Here is an 18,163-nt window from a genome sequence, read left to right on the forward strand (position 1 = left end):
GGGTGCACCCCACCGTGAACGGTGGGGCTATGAGAAGCCAAGGGTCTCCGACCCTGAGTTCGACCGCGCGTGGCGTTGCGGAAGCAGCAATGCGTAGAAGGGCCGCACGATGACGTGGTGGCGGTTGTTCTATCACCTCGTCTGGACGACGAAATACCGCGAGCCGGTGATCGACCAACAGATCGAGTCGATTGTGCGGCGAACGGTTTATGGGATCGCCGACGATCACAACGCGAAGGTCTGGGCAATTGGCATGATGCCCGACCATGTGCATGTCGCCATTTCCGTGCCTCCAAAGTACTCGATTGCTGAAGTGCTCAATGCGCTCAAGGGGACGAGCAGTCATCTGCTCGGACACGAACTGCAGCGTGCAGAGCATCCCTGGCCTGGATGGCAACGCGAATACGGCGTCAATTCGTTCAGCGAACGATCGTTGCAAACCGTAGTCGACTATGTCAATCATCAGCCGGAACGTCACGCGACGCGTCGGCTGATCGACGACTACGAGCGTATCGAACGGGACGGTTTCAACGACGTTTCACACGTCGACTCTCGCGAGAAGGAGGGATCGTTCGCATAGTCGAATCTCATTGTCAGGGTCGGAGACCCTTGGCTTCTCGTAGCCCCACCGTTCACGGTGGGGAACGCATGAGCCAGGGCCCCTCGCCGGGGTGCATCGGGAACAACAGGACCGATGCACCCCCGCGCGGGAGCGGTTCTCGGCGCGATAGAGAGAACTGGACCAGTCAGAAAGGAGACAGGCCCATGACTCGTGTTCGTGGTACGACGCGATACCTGTTCGTGACCGCCCTCGTTGCGATGCTCACGTTCGGGTCGTTCGCTGCGATTTCGGCGCAGGACGCAACTCCTGAGTCGATGACAACCTCGATCAGCAAGGTTGCGCTGATCACCCCCAGCTCGATGACCAATCTCGGATGGGACCAGCAGGGCGCCGATGGCGTGATGGCGGCCGCTGAGGCGTTTGGCATCGAAGCGCTCGTGCAAGAGAACGGCGGGTACGATGACATCACCCCGGCCCTCAAGGACCTGGCGGATGAAGGCGCCGGTCTGATCATCTGCCACGCCAGTGGCTATCAGACCACCTGCCCGGACTTCGCCGCATCTGATGGCGTGCCGGTGGCGGTCATCGAGAACCCGAACGCCATCGGCGATCTGGTGGCCGATATCGAGACCCAGGCGCAGGAAGTGGCTTACCTGGCCGGTGTTCTGGCCGGTCTCAGCACGACCACCGGCACCGTGGGTGTGGTGGTCTCTGGCGAGCCGCCGACCTGGAACTACATGACCGTCGGCTTTGCCGAAGGTCTCAAGGCCAGCAATCCGGACGCCAAGCTGATCTACTCGGTCATCGGTGAGGCCGCCTACGACGATGCCGCGGGCGCCAAGCGCGTCACCGAGCAGCAGCTCGCCGCCGGCGCCGACATCATCTTCGGCATGGGCGACGGCGCCTCCTTCGGCATGATCGAGGCGATTCGCGAGCACAACGAGGCCAATCCCGATAGCCCGGCCTGGTTCATCGACGTCATCGGCGACAAGAGCGCCGATTACAGCGATGTGCTGTTGACCTCGGTGCTCTTCGACTACACCGGCGTGTACGAGCAGATCATTGCCAATGTCGGCACGCCCGACTTCGGCCAGGTCTACACGATGAACGTCGAGAACGGCGGCGTCCGCCTGCTCGACTTGCCGGACAGCGTCTCGCAGGAGACCAAGGATGCAGTCGCGAAGGCGCAGGAAGACATCATCGCCGGCACGGTGACGGTTTCGGCCGTTGGTGACGCCGAGGGTGTCAAGACCAAGCTCAGCGAGCTCGGGTACTCCTAACCAGATTCGCGGAACGGGCGGGCAGGCCTCGCCCGTTCCGCCCTGGAACGCGATGACCGGGGGCCTGCACCACCCCCCGCCATCGCAGGAACATGGTATCCGCTTGGCAAGCGGTCAGGTGGAAACGACGGTGGGTAGATCGGTGACGCCCAAACCCTGGGTATCCGGCACGCTCGCAATCGCCCGATCGAACGGATCGGGGAAATTCTGTTCGAGGTTGCGGCGCAAACGCGCCTGCTCTTCGCGAATGACCGCGCGGCGATAGTCCGGCGCAACCTCGAGCAGATTGTTCAGCAGCGCTCCCAGACGGCGGCAGATCTGCGGATTCGTTCCGCCGTAGAGACGGATCTCGGTGAGACCGAGGAGCAGAAAATCTTCCCAGGTTGGGGAGGGATAGACGAGACGGGGCGTGCCCCGCTCATCGCGAAAGACACCGGTATGCAGATCGCGCTGCACCAAATCTGTCAAGAGGTCTTCCACCCGGTCGAGCAACTGCTCGCCGGTGGTGGGGTCGTTGATGGCCGGAGAAAGCGCTTTGAGCGAGATATCGACCACCACCCGCAAAGCAAAGGCGGGATCTTGCTCCGGGGTGCGTTCGGAACCGAGGGCGAGATGACCCAACAGTGTCTTGTCTCCCGGCAGGGTCGTGCCCCCATAGATCTCGAAGGCCATCCCGCGGTAGCGCAGAAAATCTCCGGCCGCTATCGGCAGCACGATCAGCGCGTCGTGCGCGATCGCCAGTTTCAGCAGCCCTGTCACATCGGCGGCCTGCAGCACCGCTCCGTCGCCGCTGTGGAACACCTTTCGGGTGGGAGCCGTGTTTGGCAAGACATTGCGATAGGCGGCATCCCATTCGGTCGGGGCCGGATCGGGATAGACCTCGGCGATCACCTGGTGCCCTGTCTTCGTCACCCGGTCGGCCATCTTGGCTGGACGAATGCCGTGCATCAATTGGCTGAGGCTTTGCAGGAAAAACAGGATGCTGAACAGCACCAGAGTGGCGCAAACGATGACGCTCAGGTTGTTGGCGCTGGTGTCGGAGATCTGGCCCATCGACAGAAACGCAAAAACCAGCGTGCCGACGAAGAGGCCCAGCGAAAGCTTGAGCTGCTGATTGCGAAAGACGAAGAGCAACGTGCGCGGCGAATAGGACGATCCGGAGATCTGCACCACCAGCACCAGGATGGTCAGCATGAATCCGATCAGGCTGATCGACGCGCTGATGATCGCCGAGAGCATCGTGCTGGCAGTGCTGGGAGTAAAGGTCAGGCCACTCGGCGGATCCCAACGATCGTCGAGGTTGCTTACCAGCCGCTGGGCAAGGATGCAGATGACGACCCCAATGACGGGCACCAGCCAAAGGCTGTTCTTCAGAAATTCACGCAGTTTGAAGCGAAGACTCCAACTCATGGCGCCCAATTGTATGTGCCGTTTTCATCCGTCTCACATAAGTCAAAAGGAGCAATCCCATGACCGACTGGCCACGATTCAACATGGCCGGAGGACCGGTGGAAGTGCCCGACCGCACCCGCCGTGATCTTGCCAAACCGGTGCTCTATCACTATGACCCTGCCTTCAAGGAACTCTTCGCGCATACGCAGGACCTGTTGAAGCAGGTTTATCGCACTGATTACGACGTGATCATGATGCAGGGGGAAGCGATCCTGGGGTTGGAGGCCGCCGCGGCCAGCTTGATCGAGCCGGGCGACAAGGTGCTCAACCTCGTCTCCGGGGTCTTCGGCAAATGGTTCCAGCTCTTTATCGACAAGTTCGGCGGCGAGACGATCGAGGTCGCGGTTCCCTACAACGAGGCGATCGATCCGGAGGATGTGCGCAAAGCGCTGCATGCCAATCCCGGCGTGAAGTATCTCTCCGTCGTCCATTCCGAGACCCCGTCCGGCACGCACAACCCGGTCAAGGAGATCGGCAACATCGCGCACGAGTTTGGGGTGTTGACCATGGTCGATACCGTTTCCGGGCTCGGCGCGGAGGTGCTCAGCCCGGAGGAGTGGGGGCTGGATATCGCCATCGCTGGGCCGCAGAAATGCCTCTCCGGTACCCCGGGGCTCTCGCTGATGTCGATCAGTCCGGCCGCCTGGGAGGCGATGGAAAAGCATGCCAAGCCGTTGCGCGGTTCCTTCCTTTCGATTCTCGACTGGAAAGACGCCTGGCTGGAGGGAAACCGTTTCCCATACACGCCGTCCGTCAGCGAGATGTACGCGCTCGAATCGACCCTCGCCCAGAATCTGGAAGAGGGAATGGAGCATGTCGCCTGGCGGCATCAGACGATCGCCAAGGCTGCCCGGGAAGGCGCGAACGCGTTGGGGTTCGAGCTCTGGCCGGCACGGGAAGAGATCAGCGCTTCATGCGTCACTGCGGTCAGGGTCCCGGACGGGCTCGACGAGGAAAAGATGCGCGGGCTGATGCGCGAGCGGTACGGCGTGATGATCTCGCCGGGGTATGGCGAACTCTACGGCAAGCTCTTCCGTCTCGGTCATATGGGCATGGCCGCGCATCCGGCAAACCTGGCCGCGCAACTCGCGGTTTGGGAGCGCAGCCTGCATGACATGGGGTGGAAGGTCGAGCTTGGCGCTGGTGTCGGGGCGGCCATGGCCGCGCTGGACGATTGGGCAGAAGGAGCATCGTAGTGGCGGCGCCCGTGCCCCGTCAGGACAACGAGGCAGGCACGGGTCCCGTCAGGACAACGGGGCGGGAACAGGTCCCGCCACAACGAGGCGGGCACGGGTCCCGCCACGACATTCGCTATCAGGCAACGGGGTCAGGCGGCCCGTTGAAGAAAGGAAACGAGTATGGCAATCAGTGTGAAGGACCGCGTCGTCATCATCACTGGCGGCGCGGGCGAGATCGGAGCGGTGCTCGCCCGGCGGCTGGTCGATGAAGGCGCGGCGGTGGTCATTGCCGATATCGCCGACGGCCGCGAATTGGCTGCCGAGCTGAAGAAGGCGAAACGCGGCAACAAGGTGATCTACGTCAAGGCGGATGTCACCTCTGAGAAAGATATGGCCAAGCTGGCCGCCACGACGCTCAAGAATTTCGGGCGGATCGATGTGCTCATCAACAACGCCGGTCTTTTCACGGGCACCCCGTTCGACGAGCTGACCTACGCCGAATGGCAGAAGCGGATGAAGGTCAATGTCGATGGCGTCTTCCTGGCCACCAAGGCGGTCGTTCCCGCCATGACCGAACAGGGCGACGGCAAGATCATCAATATCGGGTCGGATACGGTCTGGATGGGCACGCCGGGCATGGCCCATTACGTCACCAGCAAGGCGGCCGTGCTCGGGCTTACCCGCGAGCTGGCCAATGAGCTCGGCCCACGGGGCATCACCACCGTCTATGTCACACCGACGTTGCTCGATACCCCGGGCACGCGGGCGGCGTTCCTGCAGGCGCATTTCGACTATGTGGAATCGCACATGCCGTTGCACCAGCACGAGAAGCCGGAGGACATCGCCGGTTTGATCGTCTTCCTCTGCTCGCCAGAGGCGAAGTTCATCAACGGTTCCGCCATCAATATTGGCGGCGGGATCAGCATGCATTAGGCGGGGGCGGAGTCCGGAGTCCGGAGTCCGGAGTCCGGAGTCCTGAGACGCTTCGGTTGTAGGGAAGGGTCTCTGGTTTCGACACGAGTCGTCTGGGAAGTTAGTCACGTTCGTTGTACGGAAAGGAACACGATGAGCATCGAGAACATCAAGACTGTCGCGGTGGTTGGCGCCGGAACCATGGGGCCGGGTATGGCGGCGACGTTTGCCCGCTATGGCTTCGACACCTACCTCTCAGATATCAAGGACGATCAGATCGAGAAGGCCAGGGGCACGATCGATTTCGTCTTCAAGACGCTGGTCGGCGGCGGTTTTCTGACCGCTGAGGAGGCCGAAGCCGCCAAGGGGCGCATTACGCTCACGACCAATCAGGCCGAAGCCGTGGGCGCCGCCGATTTCGTGGTCGAGACGGTGCCGGAGCGGCTGGAGATCAAGAAGGCGGTCTTCGAGGATCTCGCCAAGCAGGCGAAGCCGGGTGTGATCCTGGCGTCCAATACCTCGGGTATCCCTATCACCACATTGCAAGAGGGGATCAGTGAGCCGAACCGCGTCGTGGGTATGCACTGGTCGAACCCGCCGCACCTGATCCCGGTGATCGAGGTGATCAAGGGCGCGCAGACCGACGGAGCCACCGTCGAGACGATCAAGGAGATCATCGCGAAGATCGGCATGGTGGCGGGCACGGTCGACAAGGATGTGCCGGGTTTCGTCGAGAACCGCATCCTCTACGCGATCATGCGCGAGGCGCTGCACCTGCTGGACGAAGGCGTTGCCTCGGCGCAGGATATCGACACCATCACCAAATGGGGCATCGGCTACAAGCTGGCCGTCATCGGTCCGCTGGAATTGCTCGATGTCGCCGGGCTGGATATCTACACCGCGGTTGCCAGCTACCTGAACAAGGACCTCAGCAACAACACGGGTATCTCCAGCACCGTCACCGAGAAGGTCGAGGAAGGCAAGCTGGGACTCAAGACCCAGGGCGGCCTCTTCGAGTACACGCCGGAGCAGATCGCCGAGCTGGCGCAGAAGCGCGGTCGCCTGTTGGTGGCAACCCGCAAGGCGTTGATGAGCTAGTACGAACGTCCAGTGTCCGGTGTCCAGAGTCCAGAGCGCTGGGCTTCCGCTGGACACTGGATTTTGGACACTGAACAATCGAAAACGGACAATCGAAGGAGGAATTCCGATGAAACGACTTCTGACATTGGTGTTGGCAGTTTCCTTCGCAATTTCTGGTCTGGGTGTTGCGATCGCGCAAGACGCCACACCAGGCGCGAGCGGGCCGATCAAGATCGGTGTGCTCAATCCCACGACTGGTTCGTTCGCCGTTTTCGGTGAACAGGTCAATGCGGGTATCCAGCTCTATTTCGACTCGATTGGCAATGAGGTCGCCGGGGTTCCGGTCGAGCTCGTTTTCGCTGACACGGCAGGCGATCCCCAGCAGGCGCTCGATCAGGCGCGCCGCCTGGTCGGTGAGGAAGGGGTCGATCTGCTGATGGGTATCGTCAACTCGGCGGTCGTGCCGCCGATTGCCGAATACGCCGCCACGGAAGAGATCCCGCTCATTCTCTCGGTGGGCGGCGCGCAGGTGGCGACCGGTCCGGACCGCAGCCCGTACGTCTTCCGCACCGCGCTGGCCAATGGGCAGCAGGATCGGGTGCTGGGCTGGTACACGGCTGCCGAAATGGGCAAGACCAAAGCGGCCACCTTCGCCTGGGATTTCATCGTTGGTGAAGAGCGGGTGAACGGCTTTGCCGATACCTTCACCGCCGCCGGTGGTGAGATCGTCTCGCAGCAGAAGCCGCCGCTGGGCACCACCGACTATGGTCCCTTCATCAGCCAGGTCGACCCGACCAGCATCGACGTGGCCTATGCGTTCTTTGCGGGACCGGGCGCGCTCGCGTTCGCGCAGCAAATGGCCGATTTCGGCATGACCCCGAACGTGGCGCTGGTCGCTCCGGACTACTTCACCGCAGGCGTTCTGGGTGAAATGGGCGACACCGCGCTTGGATTGGTGCAGACGGGCGGCTACACGCCCAGCATCGATTCGCCGGAGAATGCCGCGTATCTCGAAGCCTTCAAGGCGTCCGGCCAGGACCGGCTGCCCGGCACCTATGACTACGAGGGCTATCTGAGCGCCATGATCGTGGCCGATGCGCTGACCCGCGCTGGCGGTATGGGCGATGAGCAGGCGTTCCTGGATGCGCTGGCGGCGACCGATGTGGCCACGCCGTCCGGGCAATTCACCTTCGACGATCACGGCCAGGCCGTGCGGACCATCTATGTGACCGAGGTGGTCGAGGGTGACGGCGGTCCGGTGCAGCAGATCATCGAAACCGTCGACGGTGTCGATCAGAACTGGACGCCGGCGGCGTAGCGGTTCCTCGGGCCGTCCCGGAACATCCGGGACGGCTCGACACCATCCATACTTGACGGCACGACGAACACACATCTCCGGAACGCGGAACGATTGCCATGCGATTCTGGGTTTTTCAGACACTCAACGGACTCACGACCGGGGCGCTGCTCTTCTTCCTGGCGAGCGGGCTGACGGTGATCTTTGGCCTGATGCGCATCCTCAATCTGGCGCATGGGGCGTTGTTTTTGTTCGGGGGTTACGTTGGCTATACGGTCAACGAGCGAACCGGCAGTTTCATTCTGGCGGTCATCGCGGGGGCGGTGGCGGCCGGAGTCCTTGGGGTGCTCATCCAGCAATCGTTTTCGCGCACCTTGCTCGGCAGCCCGTTCAATCAGGTGCTGCTTACCCTGGGACTCGCTTTCATCATTAGCAACGCCGTGCTCTATTTCTGGGGTGGCACCCCCAAGCTGATGCGCCCGCCCGAACCGTTGCGCGGTTCGCGCGATGTGCTCGGCGTCTTCTACCCGCAATACCGGCTCATGCTCATCGCGCTGGCCTGCGTGATCGGCGTCGTGCTCTATTTCGTCTGGGAGCGATCCCGGGTAGGCGCCATCGTGCGCGCCTGCGTGGACGACCGGGAGATGGCCGCCGCCATGGGCATTCGGGTCGATCTTGTGTTCGCCGCCGTGTTCGCCATCGGTTCCGCGCTGGCCGGGATGACCGGGGTGCTGGGCGCGCCGGTGCTCGGACTCTCCATCGGGCTCGAATTCGAGGTCCTGCTGCTGGCGGTCGTGGTGGTGGTGGTTGGTGGAATCGGCAGTCTTTCGGGCGCATTCATCGCCAGCATGGCGGTGGGGTTGATCGACGCCTATGGCAAGGCGAAGTTCCCGGAGCTGAGCTATTTCACCCTGTTCGTGCCGGTGATTCTCATACTGCTGTTGCGGCCGCGCGGGCTGCTCGGCAAGACGACGGTGGGTTGAGCCATGCGCGCGATCATGCGAGACGAACGCGTGTTGCTGGCCGGGGCGCTCGTGTGCTGTCTGATTCCCTTTGTGTTCGGCAACTATTGGACGGGGTTGCTCACCCAGGCGCTCATCTTCGCCGGGGTGGCGATGGGGCTCGATATTCTGGTCGGGTTCACCGGTCTCCCGTCGCTGGGGCACGCGGCGTTCTTCGGGATTGCCGGGTATGGCACGGCGATCGGCATTCAGCGGTACGACCTGAATCCCTGGCTGGGCGCGCTGCTGGGCATCCTCGTTTCGATCGCCATTGCGGTGGCGTTCGCGCCGCTGGCGGTGCGCATGCGCGGGCTCGCCTTTCTCACCATCATGCTCGCGTTCGGGCAGGTTTGCTGGGGAATCGCGACACGCGGGGGCAGCTTCACCGGCGGGGAAAACGGGCTTCCAGGTATTCCGCGGCCGTCGCTCGGGGTGAGCTGGTGGAATCTGAAGACCACGGACGGTTTCTTCTATTTCACCCTGCTCTGCACGGTGCTGGTCTGTTTCGTGTTGGTCCGTATCGCCCGGAGCGCCTTTGGCGCCAGCCTGCTGGGGATTCGGGAGAACGAGACGCGCATGGCGACCCTGGGGTACCACGTCGCGGCGCGACGAGCGGCCGCGTTTTCCATCGCGGCCGGGGCCGGCGCGGTGTTCGGGGTGCTCAGCGCATTCTTCAACGGGTATGTCGGTCCGGGAACGCTCGACTGGCGGCTCTCGGCCCAGTTCCTGTTGTCGGTGGTGATCGGAGGAGCGGGATCGCTCTGGGGACCGTTCATGGCCGGGGGCGGACTGCATATTCTCAAGACCTACATCACTGGTCAAACGCAGTATTGGCCGATGCTGCTCGGGGCGCTCTACGTTATTGCCGTGGTGGCGTTGCCCGGTGGCATTGCCTCGATTCCCGCCATCATCCGCAACCGGCGTAACCGCTCGGTCCCACCGGTTCCCGGTCCGAGCAACGCGGTGCCGACCGAATGAGCGCCGTGCCGCAAACCGCGCTGGCGGTTCAGAAGCTGACGGTCCGTTTCGGCGGCATCGTGGCGCTGTCCGAGGTCGATTTGACCGTGCGCCAGGGGAGCCGGCACGGCATTCTCGGTCCCAACGGATCGGGAAAGACGACGCTCTTCAACAGCATTTCCGGGCTCAACACTCCGAGCGGCGGGACGATCACCTTGCTCGGGAGCGATGTGACCCGGCAACCGGCACGCAACCGGGCACGGATGGGCTTGGCGCGGACGTTCCAGATCACGTCGCTCTTCCCGTCCCTGACCGTGCGCGAGAACGTGGCGATGGCCACGCGCATGGCCGACAACGTGGCCGGGAGCTGGTGGACGCCGGTCATGGACCAAACGCAGGCGAACACCGATGCCGACGCCATGCTGGAGCGGCTCCACATCGCGCATCTGGGGTGGAGAACGGTGCGCTCGCTCGGGTATGGGGAGCAACGGCAGCTGGAGATCGCCATGGCGCTGGCCACCCGCCCATCAGTGTTGTTGCTCGACGAGCCGACCGCTGGTCTCTCGAACGCCGAGACCGCCGCGTTGACCGATCTGGTGCGCACCTTCCCCGCCGATCTGACGGTGCTCATCATCGAGCACGATCTCGGCGTGATCTTCGATCTCACCGACCAGCTCACCGTGTTGCAGAACGGCGTGGTGATCGCCAATGGACTGTCCGAGGTCATCCGCGAGGATCCGATCGTGAAGGAGGTCTACCTTGGCCGGTGAGACGCCCATGTTGTCGATCGCCGATGTGCAGGTCTACTACGGTATGAGCCATGTCCTGCATGGCGCGACGCTCGATGTGCCGCGTGGCCAGGTGACCGCGCTGGTGGGGCGCAACGGTGTCGGGAAGACGACGCTGGTCAATGCGATCGCCGGGCTGGTTCCGGTGCAGCGTGGGGCGATCGAACTTGGCGAGACCGATCTGACCAAGCTTCCTGCCACCGCGCGCCGGGGACTGGGTGTCGGGCTGGTGCCGCAGGGACGCCGCATCTTTCGCAATCTCACGGTGGAAGAGCATCTGGAACTGGCTCCGAAGTCGGCCAGCAACCCCTTTTCCCGCGCCTGGATCTACGAGACTTTTCCCCGGCTGGAAGAACGGCGCACCTCGATGGCGAGCAATCTCTCCGGCGGCGAGCAGTCGATGCTCGCCATCAGCCGGGCGCTCACCATCAATCCCCGGTTGCTCATCATGGACGAACCGACCGAGGGGTTGGCGCCGCTTCTGGTCGAAACGGTGCGCCAGGTGATCGAGCGGCTGCGGGAACAGCAGTTGACGGTGTTGCTTGTGGAGCAGAACCTGCACTTCGCGCTCGATGTGGCCGACCGGGTGGCGGTGATGGACCGGGGGAGCATCGAGCATCTCTTCACACGGGACGAGATCACCGATGTGGCGCAGCTCGGCGACCTCATCATCTCGGGCGAGGCCGACTTGCCGGGTGCGTAGTCGTAAGTTGCCGGTCGTCAGTCGTCAGCAGCCGGTTGGCGATGTCGGCCGTGCGTACGGCCGGGTCAATCTGCTGTGGGTGCTCTTTTCTGCTGCGCACCTGTCCCAGCTTGGACTGAAGGTTTCGTCATGGGCCAGTGCTTCCCGGTGGTCACGGGAGCGATTGTTCGCGGCGCTCAAGATGGCCATCGTGGGGGGAGGGGTTCTTGCGCTGGTGACGGCGTTGCTCTGCGTGCCGCCGATCCGCGCGGCCGACGCAACGCCGGCGGCGTTCGATACCGATCCAGCCAGGTGCGTTGTCGAACCGCGATCGCTGGATGACCTGGAACGCATCGTGGCGAGCGCGACGCCCGCCGTGCCAGTGGGACGCCCGCCATCCGGAGATTGGATCGACCCTTCGTCAGATTCCGGACGGGCGGCGGTCGCGACGATCGAGACGTTCTTCGCCTGCCTCAATGCCGGTGACCGGTTGCGCGCCTACGCGCTTGCCACCGATGCCTACCTGGCCACGATTCTCCAACCTGGCGATCTTCCTGCGGTTGCCACGCCGCAACCGAACGACCCGGATGAGTTGACGCGCATCATCGCCATCGAGCTGCACACCCTCGTCGATGGCGGCATCATCGCCACGGTCACGCTCGATCCCGCCCTGATCCCGGTGGACAAGATCTTCGAGTTCGTTCTCATCCCGGTCGACGACGGTTGGAAAATCGACGCGGTCATCAACGAGATCGATTTCTCGCTTCCGTAGCAGGCAGCACGCGGCAGGCAGCAGTTAGTAGTCAGTAGTTAGTAGTCAGTGGTCAGGGGGCAGGTGTGGACGTCGGTGTTGGGGGATCATTTTGCTGGCAACTGGCAACTGGCAACTGGCAACTGGCAACTGGCAACTGGCAACTGGCAACTAGCGACTGACAACTGGCGACTGGCGACTGGCAACTGACTGGCGACTGGCAACTGGAGACTGACTACTCATTTCGTGCTCGTTGCGTTGACATGATTCGCGCTGCGCGGCTACCCTTCGCCGCATCGACTGGCAACGGCATCGACGCGGATGACTGCACGGCACTGTTCCGGAATTCCGGACGCGGATGGATTCTGAATGCGGAAGCGTGGCTCGGTTCTGGCACTCACGTTACTTTCAGTGCTCATTGTGGTCGTTGCCTGTGGCCGCGCCAGCGAAGAGGACATCAACAAGGCGCTTGGCATCAAGCCGACCGCCACGTTGAGCGACGAGCAGATCGCCCAGGCAACAGAATCGGCCGAAGCGGCAGCCTCGGCGATTGCCTCTGGCGCCACTCCTGTCGAATCCGGAATGCCGGTTGGCGATGTCCGCCTCGGACAACAGCAGTTCCAGTTCCAGTGCATGCAGTGCCATCAGCCGAGCGGCGCGGGTCAGGGCCCGGCGCTCACCACGGCCGATAGCCCGGCGATCGCGCTGACCGATCAGGAAATCTTCGACATCGTCCGCACCGGCGAGGGGCATGGCACGCAAGCCGCGGTTTCTGAAGTCCGCGTCAACGACATGCAGCTCGCCAGCATCATCGCCTATATCCGCGACCAGATCGCCACTGCCGAGGGAAGCTAGTCCGTAGTCGTCAGTCTCCAGTTGTCAGTACGGTGGGTTCGGGCACTGGTGACGGGGAGCTGAGCGCAGACGGCTTCGTATACTTGCCAGAACGAGCCGGCGACGCCTGAATGCGTTGCCGGATAGGTTGCGCGCGTCGGCAGGCAGGTTCCCGGTTTGGTCGTTTTCCCCATCATTGCGTTCGTCGTCAGTCTCTGCTGCATGGCAGTCATCGGTCGGGACACGCTGCGTCGCCGGCGTCCGGACCGGGTCGTCTGGACGATTGCGTTCGCGATCTTTGCCATCGCGGCCGGGTCGGAGGTGGTCGGATCGCTTTCGGGATGGACTCCGGCCATCGTGCGGGTCTATTACCTGACCGGCGCGGTGCTGGTGGTCGGGTTTCTGGCGCTGGGTGAGCTCTATCTGCTGGCCGGAAACAGGATCGCCAAGTTCGCTCCGGGGGCGGCCCTGCTCGTGACTGCGCTGGCGGCGACATTGGTGATCGATGCGCCGATCGATGAATCCATGCTGGCCGAGCATGGCTGGGAAGCACTGGAGCAAAGCGCCGGGCTGACCGCCATCACCATGCTGCTGAACATCGGCGGCAGTGTCGTGCTCATTGGCGGGGCGCTCTGGTCGGCCTGGAAGTTCAGGAAGCTCGGCACGCAGCGCCGCCGCATGATCGGGTGCATTCTCATCGCGCTTGGCACCTTCGCGGTGGCCATGGGGGGCAGTCTCACCCGGCTTGGGCAGCGCGAGTATCTCTACATCGCCATGTCGATCGGTATCGTGATCATCTTTTTCGGTGTGTTGGAAACGCGCCGCTCCGATCAGGATCCGAGCGGTCTGCGCGCTCTGCTGGGGCTCAACCGGTCCGGCGCCGAACGGGGCAAGATCGTGCCGTTGCAGCCAGCGGGGGTTGCGCGAAACACACGCGGCAATGACGCGCAAGCGCTCGACTATGTGGTGGAGCGATTGCTGCCGCTGGACGATGCCGCCATCGATCTCGATTGCCGGGGATGGAGCGTAACGCGCCGAAAGCTGGATATGCTCGACCGCGCGCAGGCGCAACAGGTGTGGAACCTGCGGACCCGGCTCGACCCCGCTTCGCAGCATCGCCTGGACGCGATGACGCCCGCCGCGCGGCTGCAACTGGCGGAACTCTATTTCGACGTCTTCTGCTCGTCCGCCAGTATGGACACGGCGGTCTGAGCGATGGGGTGCGGGCTGCCAGCGGTGCGAGGACGTCCCTGAGATGGCAGGGGTCTTCCAGCATCCGCTCACGCTGATCGTCCTTGCCCTCTCGCTGGTCGGCACACCGATTTCCTATCGAGGCGGCGCCTCCGACGCGCATGCGCATATGTTCGTGGAGTTCATGCTGGATGCCGCCAACGGGTCGTTCGGTCATCACCATGGTTCCGCGCAGGCGGAGTCGGATGCGGATGGGCACGACCATGGCCACGACCACGCCAGCGATGTTGCCGACGCCGAGGAACGGACGCCAACCGGCCAAGAGGCTGTCGTGGCGGATGCGTTTGGCCCTTCCTTCTCCGCGTTCGTCATTGGCGATGTTGGGCAGCTTGCGTCCGTTCTCCCATTGCGCGATCCCCCTCCGATCGTGAGGCGCGCGTTCGCCGTTTCCCCGTTCGGCAGCTTTCCGACCGGGCTGACGAGCGCCCCTGCCGCCCCGCCTCCCCGATAGTCGTTCCTGTCCGCAGCGCGGGAACGCTGCCACTGCAATCGACTCACCGACTCGCAGCATCGTTGCCCTGCCCATCCCGGGGAGGGTTGGTTCACACCAATGGAGACCTCACATGAATCGACGTTCATTCCTGCGTTCTGGCGCCCTGTTGCTCACCGCCGGCGCTCTCCTGGCTGGCAATGGTCTCGTCTCGGCGCACGAGCACCGCGAGGTTGGCGGCTATACCTTCGTCGTTGGCTTTCTGAACGAACCCGCCGTGCAAGGCGAAGTCAACGCCGTCAGCGTGCGCATCACCAAGGCCGCCCCGGCCGACGCCACTCCGGCCGCTGGCGAGGATGAGGTTGCCGAAGTCCCAGTGGAAGGGCTGGAGCTGACCGTGGAGGTGATCCTTGGCGATCAGAAGGTGTCTTTGCCAATGGAGCCAAAGTGGGGCGATCCGGGCCACTATGTCGCCTATCTGATTCCCACCCAGCCGGGCGACTATTCGTTCCATGTGACCGGTGAGATCGAAGGGACGGCGATCGACGAAACCTTCACTGCCGGACCGGAAACCTTCTCGTCGGTCACCCCGCGCGAGGAGCTCGAATTCCCGGCCGCGTCCTAGCGGCTACCATCAACGGAGACCGGGGGTCGCGTGCCCCGGTCTCCCGCGAGGAGATCGAATGTATCGAAATGCCGCTTGGCTTCGCTGGTTCGGCACGCTGGTCTGTGTGCTGGCTGTTCTCGGACTGGCGCAACCCGAACAAGCGCTGGCGCACGCTGTGCCGGAACGCGCCAATCCGCCAATGAACTCAGCGGTGCCGGTGATGCCCAGCACGGTCGAGATCTGGTTCTCCGAGGACGTGAGCGCGGAGGGCGTCTCACTGACCGTCCTGAAGCTGGACGGCACGCAGGTCGATCGGGGGAACGCCGCGCTCGATCTGACGGATCCCACGCGCACGCGGGTGACGGTCGGTGTGCATCCCGGGTTGGACAACGGCGAGTATCTGGTGCAGTGGACCGTGGTTTCGGCAGTCGATGGCGACAGCACCAGCGGAAGCTACCAGTTCATCGTCGACCCGGCCGCCTCACCTGTGGCGCTTCCCCAGGTGGCCACCCAGCAAGCGCCTGCTCAGTTGCCAGTGATCGATGCCGAGGGCAATCCGGTCCCGCAGGACGACAACCGGTTGCTCTACGGTATCGCCGCGGCCGTCACGGGCGCGGCGTTTCTCGGGTTGCTGGCGTTCTGGTTCTTCCGGCGCCCCTCCCGCGGGCGGCGCTGGAGCGACCGGCCGGTCGATCGCCTATGAGCCGCGCAATCGATTTCTCTGCGGCGACGGCTCGCCATGAGTGGCGCCGCCACGGAGCGGGGCTGTTCCTGCTGCTCGTGCTGCTGGCCGCGTTGCTGCCGGTGGAAACGTCGGCGCATGCCGCGTTCGATCGGAGCGATCCCCAGCCGAACACCATTCTGGCCGAGTCACCGGCGGAGATCCGCATCTGGTTCACCGAACCGCTGGAAGCGGGCTACAACGAGGTGCGGGTCTTCGACCAGACTGGGCACGAGATTCCCAATCTGACGGTCGGGCCGGGTGACGGCGAGAAGTCGCTGGTTGCCACGTTGCCAGAACCATTGGTGAACGGCACTTATACCGTCGTCTGGCGGAACCTCTCCACGGCCGACGGCCACCCCGCGCAGGGGTATTTCACCTTCACCGTGGGCACCCAGGCCGATGTCGCCTCGGTCACCATGCCCGTCATGGACGATTCCGCCGGCGCTCCGCTCTGGTTGCAATCGGCCGCGCGCTGGCTGGTGCTGCTGGCGCTGGCGGCAGCGATTGCGGTTTGGCCGGTCTGGTTGCTGGTGCTCTGGCCAGCCACCCGGCATGACGGCGCGCTCACCGCGGAACTCGCCCAACGCGCCCAGACGTTGGGAACCGGCGCAGTGATCGGCGCGTTGCTGGCCAATCTGCTGGCGCTCGGTGTGCAAGCGACCAATCTGGACGGCGGATCGTTGCTTTCCCGGATCGGCGAGACCGTTTCCGATACCCGGTACGGCCGACTCTGGCTGGCGCGGGTCGGACTCTTGCTATTGATGGGCGTCGCGCTCCGATTTCTTCCCTGGCGCGATCCGATTCGACAATGGCCATCGACGGCGATCGGGCTGGTCATTGCGGCCCTCTTGCCGTTGCCGGTCAGCATGAACGCTCACGCGGCCGCGCTGGATGCAGGGCGCACCACTGCCATCGTCTTCGACTACGCGCACACTCTGAGCGCGTCGGTCTGGTTCGGCGGGTTGATCCTGCTGGGCGGGGTGCTGATCCGCGCATTGCGCGGCCAGATCGATCGCCGCGCGGTGTTGGCTCAGGCGCTGCCGCGGTTCTCCGCTATGGCGCTGGTCTGCTGGGGATTGCTGGCGATCACCGGTCTCTACGCCTGGTGGCTCCAGGTGGGAAGCTGGGCGGCTCTGCGGGAGACGCAGTACGGCCAGTCGCTGCTGTTCAAACTGATTCTGGTGGGGATCGTCTTCCTGATCGCTGGTCTGAATCTGTTGGTCATCACCCGCAAACTGGCGCGGGTCGATGCCATGGCGCAACCGCGCTGGTTCGGGCGCCTCGGGTATGCGGTGCTGGCCGAACTGGTGTTGACCACGCTCCTCCTGCTGGCGGTCGGCCGGATGACCAGTCTGCAACCGGCGCGCGATGTGCTGGCGGCCGAGCAATCCGGCCAGACGGTGCAATTCGATCTCGAGGGGCGCGATGTCACCCTGCAGATCGCGCCCGCCGCAGCCGGCCCGAATCACTTTCTGGTCACCATTCCGGGCGATCCGGCGCCGGATGGCACGGAGGCGCTCATCCGCTTCACCTATACCGGTGAGGATTTTGGCGTCAAGGAGGTCGAACTCGACCGTTCCGGACCAGCCACCTACGAAACCCATGGCAGCGAAATGGGCATTGCTGGCGAATGGGAACTCGAGCTCATCGTGCGGGAAATTGGGGAGTTCTCGTGGAGTGACACGCAGGTCATTTCCATTGGCGCCACCGGATCGGCTGCGCCGACACCGCCATGGCGTTTCGGCACTGGGGGCGCGATCGGGCTGCTGTTGCTTGGGATCGCGCTGGTCGGGTTCGTGGTCGCCTGGAGAGCTGGACGATCCCGCTTCCGCATGGAGAGCGCGGGACTGGCCGCTATTGCGACCGTGCTGGGGTTGATGCTCATGGCGCAGGCGCGCATCCAGCCAACGGTGGGATTCGATCCGGGGCTGACCAATCCCGTTGCCGCGACGAGTGGTTCGGTCACCCTGGGGCAGGAGCTCTATACGGCCAACTGTCTGGCCTGTCATGGCGCGGCTGGAGAAGGAGACGGTCCGGGAGGGGAAAACATGTTCCCGAAACCGGCCGATTTCACCGCCGCGCACACCAAGGTGCATCCAGACGGTCAGCTCTATGACTGGATCAAGAATGGCAAGGACGGCACCGAGATGCCGGCCTTCCCCCAGTTGACCGATGAGCAGATCTGGAACCTGATCAATTACCTCCAGGTCGAGTTCCAGGGGAAACCGATGGTCGAGGGAACACCGACCCCGGTGGAGTAGTTCCCTGTTCCGGAGCCTTCATGACGGTCGTTGCCGTTCGATCCATGCGTCGTCGCGGGCCGCAGTGCCTGTCAGGGGTGTCCAAGAGCAGGCACAGAGGCCTGCGGCTACGCGGG

At 63.7% G+C, this 18,163-nt stretch carries 18 protein-coding genes; 17 read left to right on the forward strand and 1 reads right to left on the reverse strand.

All coding sequences use genetic code 11. The features are described 5' to 3' along the window. The first annotated feature begins 109 nt into the window (after positions 1–109). Together tnpA and R2855_00535 are read left to right on the forward strand one after the other, a co-directional pair. Entirely contained in the window at positions 110–580 is a 471-nt protein-coding gene (tnpA, locus tag R2855_00530; protein MEZ4529486.1) for an IS200/IS605 family transposase, read from the forward strand. 185 nt (positions 581–765) lie between these two features. Further along, positions 766–1,842, forward strand: a complete 1,077-nt coding sequence (locus R2855_00535; GenBank protein ID MEZ4529487.1) for a BMP family ABC transporter substrate-binding protein — start codon at positions 766–768, stop codon at positions 1,840–1,842. A gap of 114 nt (positions 1,843–1,956) precedes the next feature. Here R2855_00535 and R2855_00540 read toward each other — a convergent pair whose 3' ends face one another. Continuing rightward, positions 1,957–3,252 (reverse strand): DUF2254 domain-containing protein, encoded by a 1,296-nt coding sequence (locus R2855_00540; protein MEZ4529488.1) that lies wholly within the window; start codon positions 3,250–3,252, stop codon positions 1,957–1,959. A gap of 59 nt (positions 3,253–3,311) precedes the next feature. On the opposite strand from R2855_00540, the gene R2855_00545 reads away from it, so the two are divergent. The 15 genes from R2855_00545 (at position 3,312) to R2855_00615 (ending at position 18,047) form a co-directional block, all read left to right on the forward strand. Then, entirely contained in the window at positions 3,312–4,490 is a 1,179-nt protein-coding gene (locus R2855_00545) for an alanine--glyoxylate aminotransferase family protein (protein ID MEZ4529489.1), read from the forward strand. Between the two features lie 162 nt (positions 4,491–4,652). Then, positions 4,653–5,405, forward strand: coding sequence for an SDR family oxidoreductase (locus tag R2855_00550; protein MEZ4529490.1), 753 nt, complete (start codon positions 4,653–4,655; stop codon positions 5,403–5,405). Positions 5,406–5,537: 132 nt separating this feature from the next. After that, positions 5,538–6,482 carry a 3-hydroxyacyl-CoA dehydrogenase NAD-binding domain-containing protein gene (locus R2855_00555; GenBank protein ID MEZ4529491.1) on the forward strand — a complete coding sequence of 315 codons (945 nt, stop codon included), beginning with the start codon at positions 5,538–5,540 and terminating at the stop codon, positions 6,480–6,482. Positions 6,483–6,591: 109 nt separating this feature from the next. Then, positions 6,592–7,782, forward strand: coding sequence for an ABC transporter substrate-binding protein (locus R2855_00560; protein MEZ4529492.1), 1,191 nt, complete (start codon positions 6,592–6,594; stop codon positions 7,780–7,782). A 98-nt stretch (positions 7,783–7,880) separates the two neighbouring features. Next, complete coding sequence (locus R2855_00565; protein MEZ4529493.1) at positions 7,881–8,744, forward strand: branched-chain amino acid ABC transporter permease; 864 nt, start codon at positions 7,881–7,883, stop codon at positions 8,742–8,744. A gap of 3 nt (positions 8,745–8,747) precedes the next feature. Beyond that, positions 8,748–9,740 (forward strand): branched-chain amino acid ABC transporter permease, encoded by a 993-nt coding sequence (locus R2855_00570; GenBank protein MEZ4529494.1) that lies wholly within the window; start codon positions 8,748–8,750, stop codon positions 9,738–9,740. Further along, complete coding sequence (locus tag R2855_00575) at positions 9,737–10,489, forward strand: ABC transporter ATP-binding protein (protein MEZ4529495.1); 753 nt, start codon at positions 9,737–9,739, stop codon at positions 10,487–10,489. The genes R2855_00570 and R2855_00575 overlap by 4 nt, the downstream gene beginning before the upstream one ends. Next, a complete protein-coding gene (locus R2855_00580; GenBank protein MEZ4529496.1) occupies positions 10,479–11,210 on the forward strand; it encodes an ABC transporter ATP-binding protein in 732 nt (243 codons plus the stop codon). Before R2855_00575 ends, R2855_00580 begins: the two co-directional genes overlap by 11 nt. After that, on the forward strand, positions 11,203–11,961 hold the full coding sequence (locus R2855_00585; protein MEZ4529497.1) for a hypothetical protein: 759 nt from the start codon (positions 11,203–11,205) through the stop codon (positions 11,959–11,961). The genes R2855_00580 and R2855_00585 overlap by 8 nt, the downstream gene beginning before the upstream one ends. 348 nt (positions 11,962–12,309) lie before the next feature. Next, positions 12,310–12,795 carry a c-type cytochrome gene (locus R2855_00590; protein ID MEZ4529498.1) on the forward strand — a complete coding sequence of 162 codons (486 nt, stop codon included), beginning with the start codon at positions 12,310–12,312 and terminating at the stop codon, positions 12,793–12,795. A gap of 156 nt (positions 12,796–12,951) precedes the next feature. Further along, positions 12,952–13,986 carry a hypothetical protein gene (locus R2855_00595; protein MEZ4529499.1) on the forward strand — a complete coding sequence of 345 codons (1,035 nt, stop codon included), beginning with the start codon at positions 12,952–12,954 and terminating at the stop codon, positions 13,984–13,986. Between the two features lie 43 nt (positions 13,987–14,029). Further along, complete coding sequence (locus R2855_00600; protein MEZ4529500.1) at positions 14,030–14,476, forward strand: hypothetical protein; 447 nt, start codon at positions 14,030–14,032, stop codon at positions 14,474–14,476. Positions 14,477–14,588: 112 nt separating this feature from the next. After that, entirely contained in the window at positions 14,589–15,080 is a 492-nt protein-coding gene (locus tag R2855_00605) for a hypothetical protein (protein MEZ4529501.1), read from the forward strand. Positions 15,081–15,138: 58 nt separating this feature from the next. After that, positions 15,139–15,765, forward strand: coding sequence for a copper resistance protein CopC (locus R2855_00610; protein MEZ4529502.1), 627 nt, complete (start codon positions 15,139–15,141; stop codon positions 15,763–15,765). Further along, entirely contained in the window at positions 15,762–18,047 is a 2,286-nt protein-coding gene (locus tag R2855_00615; GenBank protein ID MEZ4529503.1) for a copper resistance protein CopC, read from the forward strand. Before R2855_00610 ends, R2855_00615 begins: the two co-directional genes overlap by 4 nt. Positions 18,048–18,163 lie beyond the last annotated feature (116 nt).

It is taken from the genome of Thermomicrobiales bacterium (assembly GCA_041390825.1).
GTDB lineage: Bacteria > Chloroflexota > Chloroflexia > Thermomicrobiales > UBA6265 > JAMLHN01.

What these genes read in the sequence shown, in the direction of transcription:
- tnpA (MEZ4529486.1), top strand. Translation starts at nt 110, where the DNA reads ATGACGTGGTGGCGGTTGTTCTATCACCTCGTCTGGACGACGAAATAC.
- R2855_00535 (MEZ4529487.1), top strand. Translation starts at nt 766, where the DNA reads ATGACTCGTGTTCGTGGTACGACGCGATACCTGTTCGTGACCGCCCTC.
- R2855_00540 (MEZ4529488.1), bottom strand. Translation starts at nt 3,252, where the DNA reads ATGAGTTGGAGTCTTCGCTTCAAACTGCGTGAATTTCTGAAGAACAGC.
- R2855_00545 (MEZ4529489.1), top strand. Translation starts at nt 3,312, where the DNA reads ATGACCGACTGGCCACGATTCAACATGGCCGGAGGACCGGTGGAAGTG.
- R2855_00550 (MEZ4529490.1), top strand. Translation starts at nt 4,653, where the DNA reads ATGGCAATCAGTGTGAAGGACCGCGTCGTCATCATCACTGGCGGCGCG.
- R2855_00555 (MEZ4529491.1), top strand. Translation starts at nt 5,538, where the DNA reads ATGAGCATCGAGAACATCAAGACTGTCGCGGTGGTTGGCGCCGGAACC.
- R2855_00560 (MEZ4529492.1), top strand. Translation starts at nt 6,592, where the DNA reads ATGAAACGACTTCTGACATTGGTGTTGGCAGTTTCCTTCGCAATTTCT.
- R2855_00565 (MEZ4529493.1), top strand. Translation starts at nt 7,881, where the DNA reads ATGCGATTCTGGGTTTTTCAGACACTCAACGGACTCACGACCGGGGCG.
- R2855_00570 (MEZ4529494.1), top strand. Translation starts at nt 8,748, where the DNA reads ATGCGCGCGATCATGCGAGACGAACGCGTGTTGCTGGCCGGGGCGCTC.
- R2855_00575 (MEZ4529495.1), top strand. Translation starts at nt 9,737, where the DNA reads ATGAGCGCCGTGCCGCAAACCGCGCTGGCGGTTCAGAAGCTGACGGTC.
- R2855_00590 (MEZ4529498.1), top strand. Translation starts at nt 12,310, where the DNA reads ATGCGGAAGCGTGGCTCGGTTCTGGCACTCACGTTACTTTCAGTGCTC.
- R2855_00600 (MEZ4529500.1), top strand. Translation starts at nt 14,030, where the DNA reads ATGGCAGGGGTCTTCCAGCATCCGCTCACGCTGATCGTCCTTGCCCTC.
- R2855_00605 (MEZ4529501.1), top strand. Translation starts at nt 14,589, where the DNA reads ATGAATCGACGTTCATTCCTGCGTTCTGGCGCCCTGTTGCTCACCGCC.
- R2855_00610 (MEZ4529502.1), top strand. Translation starts at nt 15,139, where the DNA reads ATGTATCGAAATGCCGCTTGGCTTCGCTGGTTCGGCACGCTGGTCTGT.
- R2855_00615 (MEZ4529503.1), top strand. Translation starts at nt 15,762, where the DNA reads ATGAGCCGCGCAATCGATTTCTCTGCGGCGACGGCTCGCCATGAGTGG.